A 14752-nucleotide genomic window follows, 5' to 3' on the forward strand; every position below is an offset into this window, starting at 1 on the left:
CAGATGACTCCTGTTGGCGCGTGTTTTATGGCATTATGCGCGACGTGGGGCAGTTATGGGTTTTCGATTTCAACGCTAGGCAGGCAGCAAAGCCATGTTCAAGGATTTTTACGCGCAGCGCGGAGAGTACGTGGTGATCTCCGCCGAGCAGGCCAGCCGCTTCGCCAAGGGCGTGGCCGGCGATTACAACCCGATTCACAACCCGGACGCACGGCGTTTCTGCGTGCCCGGCGACTTGTTGTTCACACTGGTACTGGTGAAGTTCGGGCTGTCGCGACAAATGGAATTTCGCTTCACCAATATGGTAGGCGCTGATACACCGCTCAAGTTTAGCGAAGCCGACAACGGCGATATCCATGTCTGCGACGAGAGCGGAAAGTGCTATTTGCAGGTGGTACGCCGAGGGGAAGTCACCCGTGACGAAGCGGCCGTGGAAGCCTTCGCGCGTTGCTACGTGGCCTTCTCGGGCAAGAATTTCCCGCACTATCTGAAGCCCTTGATGGAGCAGCACGGGGTGATGTTCAACCCCAAGCGCCCGCTGGTGATCTACGACAGCATGGGCTTCTGTCTGGACCGGCTGGATGCGCTGTCACCGGATCTCGCCTTGACCCAGTCGTCTCTCGAAGTCCAGGGCAAGCGTGCCGATGCGCTGCTGGAGTTCTCCATTCAGTCCTCTGGCCAGCCCGTGGGCGTGGGCTCCAAGAAGCTGGTGGTCAGCGGCCTGTGCAACTACGACGACAGCGAGATGGCGGCCATCGTGGCTGAGTTCTATCGTCTCAAGGCCGCTTACGAAGCCGCCTGAAGCGCGATGTCAAAGCCCCCATGGCGGCGGTGTGACGCCATGGGGGCGCTGCTCTCAAGTTTCCGGTGGCTGCGTGGCCAGCTGTAGCGCCACGGTGGTAACGCGCTCCCCCAGAATCCCTTCGACGCTCAGCGTCATGCCGTCCAGATGCAGCGTGTCGCCGACTGCCAGCGGCATGTCGAGTTGGCTGCGCAACAGCGTGTCCAGTGTCGTCTCTTCAGGCTCGTTCAAGATGAAACCGTAGGAGTGGCGCAGGTCGCCCAGCGTCGTGCTGCCCTTCAGTCGTAAAGGCTGGTCGGATAAGTCGCTGCTGACCTTGTCCGGTGCGTCGGAAAAGACGCAGTCCACGAAAGGGCGCGTTTCCGGGCGCAGCACCACGAACAAGTGGTCGCCGGGGTGAAGCTCGGTGGAGCCGCGCGGCGGAATGACCTCCTTGCCACGGGTGATCATCGCCACCACGGTGGTGTCGGGCAGGGCCATCTGGGAAAGCCGCCGCCCTGCGGCGCGTGGCTGCTCGCTCAAGGTGTACTCGACGATATCGGCATCCACCTCTTCCAGGGCGGTGATCTCCAGGCTGGCGGCGGGTACAGCCGGTGGCTTCTCGGTCAGCCGCAGTTTGCGCGCGACAATCGGCAGGGTGGTGCCCTGAATCGAAGCCGAAATCAGCACCACGAAGAACACCACGTTGAAGATCAGCTCGGCCCCTTCCAGCCCGAACATCAGCGGGAAAATCGCCAGAATGATCGGCACCGAGCCGCGCAAGCCCACCCAGGACACCAGGGTGATCTCACGGGCGTTGAAGCCAAACAGTCTCAGAATCGGCGCCACGGCCAATGGGCGAGCCACCAGAATCAGCACGGCGGCAATCACCAGCCCTTCGAACCACACCTCCAGCAGGGAGAGCGGGTTGATCAGCAAACCCAGTACCACGAACATGACGATCTGGCTGAGCCAGGCGAGCCCGTCGTGGAACAGAAACGTACTGCGCTGGAAGGCAATGCGTCGGTTGCCGATGAAGACCCCGGTCAGGAAGATGGCCAGAAAACCGCTGCCACCCAGGTTGGCAGAGACGCCAAACGACAGGAAACCACAGGCCGCGACCAGCACCGGGTAGAGCCCTGATGCTGCCAGGTGGATACGGTTGATCAGTTTCACCGATAGCCAGCCGACGCCCAGGCCCACCAGCGCGCCGACGCCCATTTGCACCACGAACAGCTGCAGCAGCCCGATGCCAGGCTGCATGCCATTGACCAGCACCTCGAGCAGGCCCACGGTCAGAAAGATCGCCATCGGGTCGTTGGAGGCGCTTTCGATTTCCAGCGTCGACTTCAAGCGCTTGTTGATGTGAATGCCCGCATTACGCAGCAGGGAAAAGACCGCTGCGGCATCCGTGGAGCCCACGATGGCACCCAGCAGCATCCCTTCCAGTAACGGCAGGTCAAGAATGTAGGCCGCTGCCGCGCCGGTCAGCATGGCCGTGACCAGTACGCCCACGGTGGCCAGCAGCGACGCAGGCTTCCAGACGGCCTTGATCGACGACGTGGGGGTTTGCAAACCGCCATCGAACAGGATGATGGCCAGTGCCAGCGTGCCTAGCGTATGGGCACCCAGCGGGTTGTCGAAGGCAATGCCGCCAATGCCGCTTTCTCCCGCCAGCATGCCAATGACCAGAAACAGCACCAGTACCGGCAGGCCGATACGGGCAGAGAGCTTGCTTGATAAAATACCCACCAGCAGCAGGATGGCCGCCAGCAGAATGAGCTTGTCCACAGGAAACATGCGTTGTCCTTACAAGGGTCCCAAGATGATCGGCAGGCGATGAGTGCAGCGCCTGCAGAGCTAAATATTGCAAAAGGGAGTGGCTGCCTATGCAGCTTGCAGGACAGGTGGGGCTCGGCCAGGGGGTAAGCTGTAACGTTGTGCTTGGCAAGCGGGCGACAGGCCTGCGCTTGCCGTGTTGGAAAGTGGCAGGCAGACGGCCGCCAGAGGAAGTGCCTGAATGGCAAGTGGGTCATCGCCTTGGCCCAGTGCGGCGAGCAGCGTCGCGTCATCGGACGCGAGCGCATGCAACTGGTGGCGAATACGCGGCAGCTCGGGCAGATACGCATAGTTGCGCTGCTCACCGTGGCCGACCCACTGGTGCTCGGTCGAGGCGACACCGCCGGTGACGTGGGGAGGCGCCAGGCCTGATGCGCCCAGGCACAGCACGAACAGGCAGCACAGTCCCATCAGCCGAGTCGGACGGCTGGTGGAAAACGGTGGCGTGCGGTGTACGGAGTGGGTCGGCATGGCATCGTCCTGATAAGAACGCCTATCATCCTGTCTTTTGCGCCGGAGCGTCAAGCGGGATACCAAAAGCACGGGTGTTATCAACGAAGTAGCTGGGGTATTCTCAAGGCGCTAACGAAAATAACGCAAGACGCTGGTCTTGCCGCTGGGATCCCGAGAGGCTTTGCATGAAACGATTCAAAACGCTGACACTGGCCTGTGCGGCGGCTGCTTTGGCCGTCACTTCCCTGAGCGCCCAGGCGCGGGACTTTCGCTTGGGGCTGATCACGCCCGCCCAGCACCTCTGGTCGACGGAAGCCGAAGCCTTTGCGCAAACCGTGCACGAACGCTCGAACGGCGAGCACAGCGTAAGCGTTTTTCCTGCCCAGCAGCTAGGCAATGAAGCGCAAATGGTGCAGCAGCTGCAGACCGGTGCCCTGGACATGGCATTTTTGACCATCGCCGAAATCTCCAACCGGATACCGGATTTTGGTGCGCTGTATGCGCCCTACCTGGTGGATGACGTCAACCATGCCGCGCGCCTGCTGCGCTCCGAAGCGGCCGCCGAGCTGCTCGAGCTGATGCCGGAAGGCGTGGGCCTGGTAGGGCTGGGGTATGGCATGGTCGGTATGCGTCAAGTACTCAGCCGCAGTCCCATCGAGAGCGCCGCTGGTTTTCGCGGCCAGCGCCTGCGCATCACGCCCTTCGAGCCAATCCGTGATTTCTACACGGCCACCGGCGCCGCGCCTGCGCCCATGCCGCTGCTGGAAGTCTACGATGCCCTGGCCAACGGGCAGGTCGATGCCATCGACATGGATTTCGATTCCATCCTGATCCTGAAATTTCATGAGCAGGCGCAAAACCTGCTGATCTCCAACCATATGATGTTCCCCATGGTCGGCGTGGTATCGGGGCGTGTGTGGCGTGAGCTGTCGGAACAGGATCGCGAGCTGTTCGAAACCGCCATGGCCGAGCATCTCGACAATGTGCTGAGCGGCTTCGAAGCCATGGACGCCGCCCAGGAAGAGGAAATTCGCGCCCTGGATATCAACATCGTGGAAGCGGATGCCGAGTTCTTTGCCGATGCCATCGCCCAGTGGGAGGGCATCTGGGCGCCCAAGGCTCCGATGCTGGAAACCCTGCGGGCGGAAGCTGACCGCTTGCGCGACGAGTAGCGCTGAACCAGAGGCTTTCGATGATCATGCTGCAACGCCTCTCCCTCAGGCTTGCCCGTTACGAAGAGATGACCGCCGCTGCCCTGGCAGCGGCGGTCACGTGTCTCATCCTCGCCAACATTGCCTTTCGGGCGCTGGGCAATCCGCTTTACTGGGTCAGTGAACTGGCTATCTACGCCATGATCTGGATGACGTTCTTGATTGCCGGGGCGGTCTTGAAGCGCCGCCAGGGCATTGCCGTGACGCTGCTCAGCGATCTGTTGCCCGCCACGGGGCAGCGTGCCATTACCTTGGCGGTGGACGCCATGGTGCTGCTGTTTGCGCTGCTGTTGGCGTGGCTCTGCTGGCGCTGGTATCAACCCTGGGCGCTGGCCCAGGCCGGGTTCGATGTGCGCGCCTTCCAGGGCCAGACCTTCAATTTCATCTACGCCGAAAACACCTCCACGCTGGGCATCAAGAAATTCTGGGCGTGGCTGATCGTGCCCTGGTTTGCGCTGTCGCTCAGCCTGCACGGCGTGTCCAACCTGCTGCAATCCGTTCAGGGGCTGAGGGAACGCACATGACCGTTGTGGTATTTCTGATTCTGCTGCTGGGGGCGGTGCCGATTGCGCTGGTGCTGGCGCTCACGGCCATGTGGTATATCCAGGCATCCGGCAATGCGGTGCTGTTCGATTCGTACCCTCAGCAGCTGTTCAGCGCCATCGAGAGCTATGGGCTGCTGGCCATTCCGCTGTTCATGCTGGCGGGCGAGCTGATGAACGAAGGCGGCCTGACCAAACGGCTGATCGCCCTGGCGCGGCTGCTGGTGGGCGGGTTTCGCGGCGGGCTGGCGTATATCAACCTGGTGGCCAACATGATGATGGCGGCGATCATTGGCTCTGCGGCGTCGCAAATCGCCATCATGTCGCGGGCCATGGTGCCCGCCATGGAGCAGGAGGGGTACGACAAGCCCTACAGCGCCGCGATTACCGCCGCCGGTGGTTTGTTATCGCCGATCATTCCGCCCTCTATGCTGTTCGTGCTGTTTGGCGTCATGGCGCAGGTGCCGATTGCCGAAATGTTCATTGCCGGACTGCTGCCCGGGCTGCTGTTAGGGGCCAGCTTTTTCGTGGTCATTGCGCTGGTGGGGCTGGTCCAGCAGTACCCCAAGGGAGAGTGGCCCAGTCGCCAGCAAGCGCTTCACGACGCGCTCTGGGGGCTGCCCGCGCTGCTGATTCCGGTGATCATCATTGGCGGCATTCTGCTGGGCATTGCGACGCCCACGGAGTCGGCTGCCCTGGCATCGCTGGCGGCCCTGCTGATGGGGCGCTGGGTGTATGGCGACCTGCGTCTGGGGCAGCTCCCGCAGGTGTTGGCACGTACGGCCATGAATGCAGGGCTGGTGATCATGCTGATTGCCGCCGCCGGGGTATTTGGCTGGGTGGTGGTGTATGAGCGCTTGCCGCAGATGGCCGCCGCGTGGATTGCCGCGCTGACCAGTGATCCTTTCGTGTTCCTGCTTTTGGTGATTGCGGCGCTGCTGCTGGTGGGCATGATCCTCGATGGCATTGCTGCACTGATCCTGGTGGTGCCCATTCTGATGCCCATTGCGCAGAGTCAGTTTGCGATCAGCCCTTACCAGTTTGGCGTGGTGGTGTGCCTGACGCTGGTGATGGGGCTACTGACCCCGCCAGTGGGAGCGGGGCTGTTCATCGCCTCCTCCATGACCGGCGCGCCGCCGCTGAAAATTTTCCGCGCCTTGCTGCCTTTCCTGCTGGCCACGCTGTTCACACTGGTGCTGCTGGCCTGGCTGCCGTGGCTGACCAACGGACTGATTCAACGCTGAGCGGTTCTATCCCCTTGTCAGCAGGCCTTGACGATGTGCCCTGGTGAACGGATGCCAGGGCCCAGCGCAGGCCGGTCAGGCCGCGCTATGGTCGGTGAGCGGCATGACATCCACTTCCACTTCGAGTTGGTGCTCCCCACCGCCGTTCATGACGCCTTTGAGCGGGGCCACATCGGCGTAGTCGCGACCCCAGGCCAGCACCGGATGCTGTTCACCGGCCAGGGTGCCGTTGGTGGGGTCCAGGGCTAGCCAGCCCCAATCGGGTATCCACACGGCCAGCCAGGCGTGGGAGGCATCGGCGCCAATCAAGCGGGGCTGGCCGGGGGGAGGCTGAGTTTCCAGATAGCCGCTGACATAGCGGGCAGGCAGGCCCACCGAGCGCAGCGCGCCAATGGCCAGGTGGGCAAAGTCCTGGCAGACGCCCCGTCGGTTGGCCAGTACGTCACTCAGTGGCGTGGCCAGGGTGGTGAAGCTGGGGTCGTATTCGAAGGTATCGTAGATGGTCTGGTTGAGGGCCATGGCGGCTTCCACCAGCGGGCGGCCGGGCGTGAAACAGCTGCGGGCAAAGTCGGCCAGCTCATCGTTGCGGCGAATGAATGGCGAATCCAGCCGATACAGCTGCATGTCGAAGCGGCTGTCCTGGCGCAGTTGCGCTGCCACGCTTTCCCAACTGGGCGAACTGGCAGGCAGCGGCCCCAGAGGTTGAGTGTTCAAAGGCGTGACGACCGTCACGTCCAGCGTCTGGTGCACCTCTTCCATGGCGAAGTAAAGCACCCGATTGCCAAACACGTCCCGCCGCTCTGCCTGTACGTGAGGCATCGGGCTGATGGTCAGCTCGGAGGCCCCGCACTGCTGGTGCTGCGTCTTGCGAGGCAGCACGCGCGCCTCGCTGTGGCACAGGGTCACGGGCGCGCTGTAGTGGTAGCGCGTGGTGTGCCGCAGGGTGTAATTCATTCGTCGGGCTCCATGCTGACAAGTTGGCGCGGTCGTTCTACATGGCTGAAATGACTGTGGCTGATGGCGTCCGAAAGGGCACTGAGCGGCGCAATCAGCTCATCCAGCAGCTGTTCCAACGCGGCCTGGGCATCGGGCGTGTCGGCCAGATGGCTCAGACGGTCGATGTCGGCCAGGTGCAGGGCGGCATTGGCCTGGATCAGCAGCCGCCGCTCGGCGTTGCGGTAGGGTGACGAGCTGCCGGGTAGGCGGTCCATCTGCCGTTCCAGGCGCTTGAGCATGTAGCCCACCGAGCGAGGGTTGGTCTCGTCGAACAGCAGCAGGTCGAGAATGGCCTCGGGGTGCAGCTCGCTGCGGTAGCGGCGACGATAGGCGGTGAAGTTGTCCGTGGTGGCCAACACGACTTCCCAGAGTGCCAGCCCCGGTGAATGGGGCGCGTTCAGGGTCAGCTTGAGCAGCGATAGCAGCCCCAGCACGCGGTCCAGAAAGCGCCCGATGTCCATGAACCGCCAGCCGTAGTGATGGGGCATGGTTTCGTTGCACAGCCCAAAGAAAGCGGCAATTTGTGCCGATAACCCTTCACAGGCGCGCCGTGCCGCGCTGGCGCCCAGGCTGGGGCTGAACGTATCCACCCGCTGGCGTAGCTGATGCACCACCCGCCAGGAGTCGTCGCCCAGGTGGTCGCGTACGCTCCGAGCGTTGCGCAGCAAATGAGCAAACAGGGGCTTGAGGGCCTGGGGGTCTCGCTCGTCGAACTGGGCCAGCAGCGCCGTGCGTTTTTGGGCAAAACCCACCAGCGGGGGTTTGGCGCCTTCGCCGTCGGCGTTCAAGGTGGTGATTTCCAGCGCCAGCAGCAGTTCGTCCAGTAACTGGTCGGCAATTTCGTCCTGGTCGTACTCCATCAGGCGCATCAAGGCTTCACGCAGCAAGCGGGCACGGGCATCCAGCCGTTCGCCGTAGCGACCCAGCCAGAACAGGCTTTCCGCCACTCGGCTGGGCAGGTCGGTGCCATCACGGGTAGCCACCACGGGACCGCGTGCCTGACGCAGTTGGCTGACGTGGGGCTGGGGCGTATTGGCGGTCACCCAGACGTCCTTGACGATGGGACTGCTGAGCGACGGCGAGCCGGGGGTGCCCACCCAGGCAAGCCCACCCGGCATGACGTGATAGTCGCTGGGCTGTTGGCTTGGGGTCGCCACGCTGCCCGGGGCTCTGGAAACGAAACAGCGCAGGTTCAGGGTGGTGGGCGAGAGCCGCTGCATGTGCGGGTCGAACATGGGGGCCGTGGCGGGCTGTGTCCGGGCATCGGCGCTGGGCAACAACAGCGCCTCCCCCAGCAGGTGCTGGCACAGTGCTGGCAGGTAGTCGGCCAGTTCCGGCAGCTCCAGAGCGCCTACGCCCAGCGCATTCGACATCGCCACGCCGCTGGCGCGGGCGGCTTGCAAAAGCCCTGGTACGCCCAGGTGCGAATCACCGCGCAGTTCCAACGGGTCGCAGTAGGCATCGTCGCAGTGGCGCAGCACCACGTCCACCGGCTGCAGGCCGCCCAGGGTACGTAACCAGAGCTGGCTGTCGCGCACGACCATGTCCTGGCCTTCTGCCAGGTCGATGTTCAGGTAGTTGGCCAGGTAGGCATGCTCGAAATAGCGCGGGCTGCCCGGCCCTGGGGTCAACAGCACCACGGTCGGGTTGTCGCGGTGCTGGTAGGCCAGTGCGGTCAGCGTGCGGTGGTATTTGTCCAGGAAACCCGCCAGGCGCTTCAGCGGCGCGTTGCGGTACATTTCAGGCAGCGCGCGGGCCATGAGGATGCGGTTTTCCAGCGTGAAGCCGGTGCCGGAAGGGGCCTGCAAGCGGTCGCCAATGACGCGCCACTGCCCCTCTGAATCCTGGATGACATCGATGCCGTGAAAGCTGATCGCAGGACGGTCGCTGGGCTGAGAGCCATGGCAGGGCAGCAGGAAGTGGGGCGAGGCCAGCAGCGCCTGGGTGGGCAGCAGGCCCGCATCGAATAGCGTGCGAGGCCCGTACAGGTCGTCATACAGCGCATTGAACAGCCGCGTGCGTTGGGTCAGGCCGATTTCCAGCGCTTGCCACTGCGCCTGGTCGATGACCCAGGGAAGCGGGTCCAGCCGCCAGGCGCGCCCTTGGGTGTCATCGTGCATATTGAAGATGACACCGTTCTCGGCCAGCAGCCGCTGAAGCTCTTCATGCTGCTGATAGCGTCCCTCGGCGCCCAAACTTTCCAGAGCGCTGAGCAGGCTCTGCCAGCCCGGGCGCAGTTGGCCATGACGGTCGAGCATCGCATCAAACGTGCCGGGCTGTCCCTTGCCTAGCTGATTCAAGTAGTCCTCGATGAGCCCGGCAGCGCCGAGCTCAAGCAGTGAGGGAGAGACAGGGGCGGTCATGATCCTGAGAGTCCTGAGCGAGTAAGGGACGGATTATCCTGCAGCTAGCACCGATAGGAAAGCATTACACTCCTCATCGGCGCGGGCTCCAGCGTAGGTCAAGGGTACACGGCAGTTCCTGGCTGGGTGTTTCTGGCATGGGCGCCTGGTAGCCATGACCGTGGCCGCTGTCGCTGAAGCGGCCCAGGCGTCTGGCTTCGGCTTCGAAGGCATTGACCGGGAACGTCTCGAAACTGCGCCCTGTGGGATGCACGACATGGTAGGTGCAGCCCGCCACCGAACGCTGGTTCCAGGTGTCGATCACATCGAATACCAGCGGGGCGTGCACGGGAATCTGGGGGTGCAGGGCCGATGGCGGTTGCCAGGCGCGGTAGCGCACGCCTGCGATGGCTTCGCCGTTGCGCCCGGTGGGGGTGAGCGGCACCTGGCGGCCATTGCAGGTCACCACGTAGCGGTCGCCGCTCATGCCGTTGACCTTCACTTCCAGGCGTTCCACCGAGGAGTCCACATAGCGGGCGGTGCCCCCTGCCGTGGCCTCTTCGCCCAGCACGTGCCAGGGTTCGATGGCCTGGCGCAGTTCGATGGAGAGCATCGGGGTGTGTAAGCGGCCATGCACCGGGAAACGGAACTCCCGGAACGGCGCAAACCACTCCAGCTCGAAATCGAACCCATGGTGGCGCAGGTCGTGCAGCACATCGTTCAGGTCTTCCCACAGGTAGTGCGGCAGCATCCAGCGGTCCTGCAAGGCACTGCCCCAGCGTACCGGGCGCGCACGGTAGGGCGTCTTCCAGCAGCGCGCCACCAGGGCGCGGATGAGCAGCGTCTGCATCAGGCCCATGCGGGCATGGGGGGGCATTTCAAAGCCGCGCAGCTCCAGCAGCCCTAAACGGCCGCTGTCGCTGTCCGGTGAGTAGAGCTTGTCGATACAGAACTCGGCGCGGTGGGTGTTGCCGGTCAGGTCGGTGAGCAGGTGACGCAGCAGTCGGTCCACCAGCCAGGGCTGAACGACCTCGCCTTCGGGCATCTGTTGCAGGGCGATTTCCAGCTCGTAGAGCGCCTCGTGGCGGGCTTCATCCACTCGCGGGGCCTGGCTGGTCGGGCCAATGAACAGCCCGGAAAACAGATACGACAGGCTCGGGTGGTGCTGCCAGTAGGTCACCAGGCTGGCCAGCAGGTCCGGCCGACGCAGAAAAGGTGAATCCTCCGGTGTCATGCCGCCCAGCGTGACATGGTTGCCGCCGCCGGTGCCGGTATGGCGGCCATCGACCATGAATTTTTCGGTGCCCAGCCGCGCCTGGCGGGCTTCGTCGTAGAGCCGTTCGGTCTGGGCGACCAGCGCTGGCCAGCTGTCGGCCGGCATGATGTTGACCTCGATGACACCGGGGTCCGGGGTGATCTGGAAGCTGGACAAACGCGGGTCTCGGGGCGGCGCGTAGCCTTCGATCATGACCGGGCAAGCCAGCGCCTGGGCGGTTTCCTCGATGCTGCTCAACAGGTCGAGGTAGTGCTCCAGGTGAGTCAGCGGCGGCAGGAAGATATGCAGGCGGCCCTCACGAGGCTCGACGCACAGGCTGGTATGGATCACCTTGTGTTCGCGGTCGTCGGCGGCGCTTGGCTGCTGCTGAACGGCTTCGCCTTCCGGGTGGCTATGGCTGGGATGCAGGCTCTGGCCATGGCGCTCGGCGCTGGTGAAGCGATGCTGTTCGGCATTGCGGCGCGCCACTTCCCCGTGAATGTCGCCCAGCGCAGGTCGCGGTGCAAACAGCGACTGGGGCTGTGGCTGCTCTTCCGGGTCGGCCCAGGGCAGCGCCGACAGCGGCAGACGCAGGCCCATGGGGGAGTCGCCCGGCACCAGGAACAGGTGGTCGCGTTTGAGCGGCCAACGGCCGCTCTCCCAGCGATGAGACTGGGCAATCGAGTGGCGCAGCGGGAGCGCATAGCCCACCACGGCGCCCAGGTCCTGCTCCAGCAGGCGTGCCAGGCGACGGCGTTCGGCATCGTCTTTCAGGTCGGCGTTACGCGGGTCGACGCTGACCGGCAGGGTCTGCTCTTTCCAGAGGTAGTAGTAGGCATCTTCGTAGGCGGGAATCCAGTGGCGCTGCGCCACGCCCAGACGCTCGCCCAAGGCATGAATGAAGCGCTCTACCATGGCGTCGTCCACCTTGGCGAGGGGCGCGCCTTCGGTACTGGCCAGCCACTTGGGGTCGCGCCACAGGGGCACGCCATCCTTGCGCCAGTAACAGGCCAGCGCCCAGCGGGGCAGCGGCTCGCCGGGGTACCACTTGCCCTGTTGCTGCTGAATGACGCTGCCTGCCGCGTAGGCTTCCTGCAGTCGGGTCAGCAGCGCCTCGGCGCGCTCACGCTTGTGCTCGCCCAGCGCTTCGGTGTTCCACTGGGGGCTCTCCATGTCGTCGATGGAGACGAAGGTCGGCTCGCCCCCCATGGTCAGGCGAACATCCTGCTGCTGGAGGACTTCATCCACCTGGTCGCCCAGCGTCAGAATCGCCTGCCACTGCTGGTCGCTGTAGGGGCGGGTGACGCGCGGGTCTTCATGGATGCGCTCGACGCGCATCTCGACGTCGAACTCCACTTCGCACTTGTCGGAGAAACCGGTAATGGCCGCGGCGCTACCAGTGGTGGGGGTGGCGGCCAGCGGAATGTGCCCTTCACCAGCGAACAGGCCGGAGGTGGGGTCCAGGCCCACCCAGCCTGCGCCCGGCAGAAAGACTTCGGTCCAGGCATGCAGGTCGGTAAAGTCCACCTCGGTACCGCTGGGGCCATCCAGCGCTTTGACATCCGGGGTCAATTGAATCAGGTAGCCGGACACGAAGCGGGCGGCCAGCCCCAGATGGCGCAGGATCTGTACCAACAGCCAGGCGCTGTCACGACAGGATCCACTGCCCAGAGTGAGCGTTTCTTCACAGCTCTGTACGCCAGGCTCCATGCGCACCAGGTAGCTGATGTCCTGCTGCAGCCGCTGGTTGAGGGCCACCAGGAAATCGACGCTGGTAGTGGGCTCCCGAGAAACTTCCTTTAGCCACTCCTTCAGACGTGGCCCCGCTTCGGTAACCTCCAGGTAGGGGCCCAGCTCTTTGCGAAGCTCGTCGGAATAGCTAAAGGGAATGGTCTGGGCGGCATCGTCCAGAAAAAAATCGAACGGGTTGATGACCGTCATCGGCGCCACCAGCTCGACGGCGATGGTGAGCTCCTTGCGCGGTTCTGGGAACACCACGCGAGCGTTGAAGTTGCCGAAGGGGTCTTGCTGCCAGTTCAAAAAGTGGTCGTCGCCGGAAATGTTCAGCGAATAGGCATCGATGTGAGTACGACAGTGCGGTGCCGGGCGCAGACGAACCACGTGGGGCGACAGTTTGACAGGGCGGTCAAATCGATAGGTCGTGCGGTGATGCAAGGCAACGCGAATGGTCATGAGCCACCCTCAAATAAAGCGTAAGTTCTCGCAGCTCATCAGGAACTGCGACGCAGCAAGACATTTACCCAAGAGTATCGTTGGAGTTGCACTTTTTTGCAGCTGCAATATGCCTCAAGGCGTTTAAGAAGTGTGGAAAATTGTTATCGCACTAAATTGGTGCTTTTTTTATGTGTCTTTTTGGCTGGGGCACTAAATTGGTTCAGGTGGCGTATGAAAAAAACATCAGTGCTCAGAAAAGCGGGCATGTTTTATCAAAACTCAGCGTCACAGCGTTGAAAAATCGGGGAAGGTGGTACGCGTCTTGCGTGGTTATATAGCCCAATAAGTACGTCGATTGCACGCGGCAGGCCTACACTATTGTTCAAGGAAGTTGCCGCTTCCACCCTAGCGCCAGGAGAGCGCCCATGAGCCAAGTCAATTGGAACAACTATGCGTGCCGTGAGTTTTATGATGAGTTGCTAGAGGCGCCGGGCAAACCCAGGGCCTCTGCCGATGAACTTTGCAATATGTTGGCTCGGTTTAGTGCCGAGGAGTTGGCGGAAAGAAAAACCGCCGCAGAAATTGCCATTCGTACCATGGGTATTACGTTTACCGTTTATTCCGAAGGGGCGATGATCGACCGTGCCTGGCCATTCGATATCGTGCCCAGGATCATACCGGCCCATGAATGGCGCAAGACAGAAGCCGGTTTAAAGCAGCGCGTTCAAGCACTTAATCTCTTTATCGACGATCTTTATCATGACCAGAAAGTGGTCAAGGACAAAGTGCTGCCTGCGGAAGTACTGGCCCAGTCGGCCAACTTTCGCCCCCAGTGTGTAGGGATCAATCCGCCCCATGGCATCTGGGCGCATATCTGCGGTTCGGACTTGGTGCGCGGTGGCGATGGCACGCTTTATGTGCTGGAGGATAACCTGCGAATTCCTTCCGGCGTATCCTACATGCTGGAAAACCGCAACGTGACCAAGCGCGTGCTTCCCGAGCTGTTTGCCTCGGGCAAGATTCTGCCGGTAGACGACTACGTGGCGCAGCTGTACGACATGCTGGCAGCCATGTCTCCCCGCCCGGGTGATGACCCTCAGGTCGTGGTATTGACCCCCGGCATCTACAACTCGGCCTATTTCGAACACGCCTATCTTGCCCAGCAGATGGGGGTCGAGCTGGTGCAAGGCAGCGACATGCTGGTGGACGACGATGACGTGGTCTACATGCGCACGGTGGAGGGGCTGCGACGGGTGGATGTCATTTATCGTCGTGTGGATGACGAGTTTCTGGACCCTGAAGCCTTCAATCCGCATTCGATGCTGGGCGTGCCTGGGCTGATGCGCGCCTGGCGGGCGGGCAAGGTGGCGCTGGCCAATGCGCCAGGGGCAGGCGTGGCAGACGACAAGGTGGTATACGCCTTCGTGCCAGAGCTGATCCGCTACTATCTGGACCAGGAGCCGCTGCTGCCCAACGTGCCCAGCTACCTGTGCATGTTCGATGAGGACCGCAAGTACGTACTGGATCACCTCGATGAGCTGGTGGTGAAGCCTGCCAATGAGTCCGGCGGGTATGGCATGCTGATCGGGCCTCGCTCCACCAAGGAAACCCGTGACGAGTTCGCCCGCCTGATCAAGGAGAACCCGCGCAACTACATGGCCCAGCCTACGCTGGCGCTCTCCACCACGCCCACCCTGGCCAACGGCTTGCCGCAACCGCGCCATGTGGACCTGCGCCCGTTCATTCTCTCCGGCCCTGAAACCCATGTCACTACGGGAGGCTTGACCCGCGTGGCGTTGGTGGAAGGCTCGCTGGTGGTCAACTCTTCTCAAGGGGGCGGCAGCAAGGATACCTGGATCGTCGAGGTCGATGAGAACGCGGCTGATGCCGCCGAGCAGGAAGGAGTCTAGCGCC

The 14752-nt window shown here is 62.8% G+C and carries 10 protein-coding genes; 5 read left to right on the forward strand and 5 right to left on the reverse strand.

The genetic code is table 11. The annotated features are described in order from the left end of the window. Nucleotides 1-94: 94 nt before the first annotated feature. On the forward strand, nucleotides 95-802 hold the full coding sequence (locus FEU76_RS02170; protein WP_039175785.1) for a DUF3581 family protein: 708 nt from the start codon (nucleotides 95-97) through the stop codon (nucleotides 800-802). Nucleotides 803-856: 54 nt separating this feature from the next. Here FEU76_RS02170 and FEU76_RS02175 read toward each other — a convergent pair whose 3' ends face one another. Further along, the gene (locus FEU76_RS02175) at nucleotides 857-2581 is read right to left on the reverse strand and encodes a potassium/proton antiporter (protein WP_096921296.1); all 1725 of its coding nucleotides are present in this window, start codon (nucleotides 2579-2581) and stop codon (nucleotides 857-859) included. An 87-nt stretch (nucleotides 2582-2668) separates the two neighbouring features. After that, complete coding sequence (locus tag FEU76_RS02180; protein ID WP_144979976.1) at nucleotides 2669-3091, reverse strand: hypothetical protein; 423 nt, start codon at nucleotides 3089-3091, stop codon at nucleotides 2669-2671. 167 nt (nucleotides 3092-3258) lie between these two features. Between FEU76_RS02180 and FEU76_RS02185 the strand changes: the two genes are divergently transcribed. Genes FEU76_RS02185 through FEU76_RS02195 form a run of 3 tightly spaced genes read left to right on the forward strand, consistent with a single transcriptional unit; the run spans nucleotide 3259 to nucleotide 6070 of the window. Continuing rightward, nucleotides 3259-4245, forward strand: coding sequence for a TRAP transporter substrate-binding protein (locus FEU76_RS02185; RefSeq protein WP_144979979.1), 987 nt, complete (start codon nucleotides 3259-3261; stop codon nucleotides 4243-4245). 20 nt (nucleotides 4246-4265) lie between these two features. After that, nucleotides 4266-4808: a TRAP transporter small permease gene (locus FEU76_RS02190; RefSeq protein WP_260851332.1), complete on the forward strand. Its 543-nt coding sequence runs from the start codon at nucleotides 4266-4268 to the stop codon at nucleotides 4806-4808. Beyond that, nucleotides 4805-6070, forward strand: a complete 1266-nt coding sequence (locus FEU76_RS02195) for a TRAP transporter large permease (protein WP_144979982.1) — start codon at nucleotides 4805-4807, stop codon at nucleotides 6068-6070. Before FEU76_RS02190 ends, FEU76_RS02195 begins: the two co-directional genes overlap by 4 nt. A 75-nt stretch (nucleotides 6071-6145) precedes the next feature. Here FEU76_RS02195 and FEU76_RS02200 read toward each other — a convergent pair whose 3' ends face one another. The 3 genes from FEU76_RS02200 to FEU76_RS02210 form a co-directional block, all read right to left on the reverse strand. Further along, nucleotides 6146-7024: a transglutaminase family protein gene (locus FEU76_RS02200; RefSeq protein ID WP_039175792.1), complete on the reverse strand. Its 879-nt coding sequence runs from the start codon at nucleotides 7022-7024 to the stop codon at nucleotides 6146-6148. Further along, nucleotides 7021-9429, reverse strand: coding sequence for a circularly permuted type 2 ATP-grasp protein (locus tag FEU76_RS02205; RefSeq protein WP_144979985.1), 2409 nt, complete (start codon nucleotides 9427-9429; stop codon nucleotides 7021-7023). The genes FEU76_RS02200 and FEU76_RS02205 overlap by 4 nt, the downstream gene beginning before the upstream one ends. A gap of 73 nt (nucleotides 9430-9502) precedes the next feature. Next, entirely contained in the window at nucleotides 9503-12856 is a 3354-nt protein-coding gene (locus FEU76_RS02210) for a transglutaminase family protein (protein ID WP_144979988.1), read from the reverse strand. Nucleotides 12857-13263: 407 nt separating this feature from the next. Here FEU76_RS02210 and FEU76_RS02215 point away from each other — a divergent pair, with 407 nt between their 5' ends. After that, complete coding sequence (locus tag FEU76_RS02215; protein ID WP_039175799.1) at nucleotides 13264-14748, forward strand: circularly permuted type 2 ATP-grasp protein; 1485 nt, start codon at nucleotides 13264-13266, stop codon at nucleotides 14746-14748. Nucleotides 14749-14752 lie beyond the last annotated feature (4 nt).

The organism is Halomonas sp. C22 (assembly GCF_007655045.1).
Lineage (GTDB): Bacteria > Pseudomonadota > Gammaproteobacteria > Pseudomonadales > Halomonadaceae > Vreelandella > Vreelandella hamiltonii.

What these genes read in the sequence shown, in the direction of transcription:
- FEU76_RS02170 (WP_039175785.1), top strand. Translation starts at nt 95, where the DNA reads ATGTTCAAGGATTTTTACGCGCAGCGCGGAGAGTACGTGGTGATCTCC.
- FEU76_RS02175 (WP_096921296.1), bottom strand. Translation starts at nt 2,581, where the DNA reads ATGTTTCCTGTGGACAAGCTCATTCTGCTGGCGGCCATCCTGCTGCTG.
- FEU76_RS02180 (WP_144979976.1), bottom strand. Translation starts at nt 3,091, where the DNA reads ATGCCGACCCACTCCGTACACCGCACGCCACCGTTTTCCACCAGCCGT.
- FEU76_RS02185 (WP_144979979.1), top strand. Translation starts at nt 3,259, where the DNA reads ATGAAACGATTCAAAACGCTGACACTGGCCTGTGCGGCGGCTGCTTTG.
- FEU76_RS02190 (WP_260851332.1), top strand. Translation starts at nt 4,266, where the DNA reads ATGATCATGCTGCAACGCCTCTCCCTCAGGCTTGCCCGTTACGAAGAG.
- FEU76_RS02195 (WP_144979982.1), top strand. Translation starts at nt 4,805, where the DNA reads ATGACCGTTGTGGTATTTCTGATTCTGCTGCTGGGGGCGGTGCCGATT.
- FEU76_RS02200 (WP_039175792.1), bottom strand. Translation starts at nt 7,024, where the DNA reads ATGAATTACACCCTGCGGCACACCACGCGCTACCACTACAGCGCGCCC.
- FEU76_RS02205 (WP_144979985.1), bottom strand. Translation starts at nt 9,429, where the DNA reads ATGACCGCCCCTGTCTCTCCCTCACTGCTTGAGCTCGGCGCTGCCGGG.
- FEU76_RS02210 (WP_144979988.1), bottom strand. Translation starts at nt 12,856, where the DNA reads ATGACCATTCGCGTTGCCTTGCATCACCGCACGACCTATCGATTTGAC.
- FEU76_RS02215 (WP_039175799.1), top strand. Translation starts at nt 13,264, where the DNA reads ATGAGCCAAGTCAATTGGAACAACTATGCGTGCCGTGAGTTTTATGAT.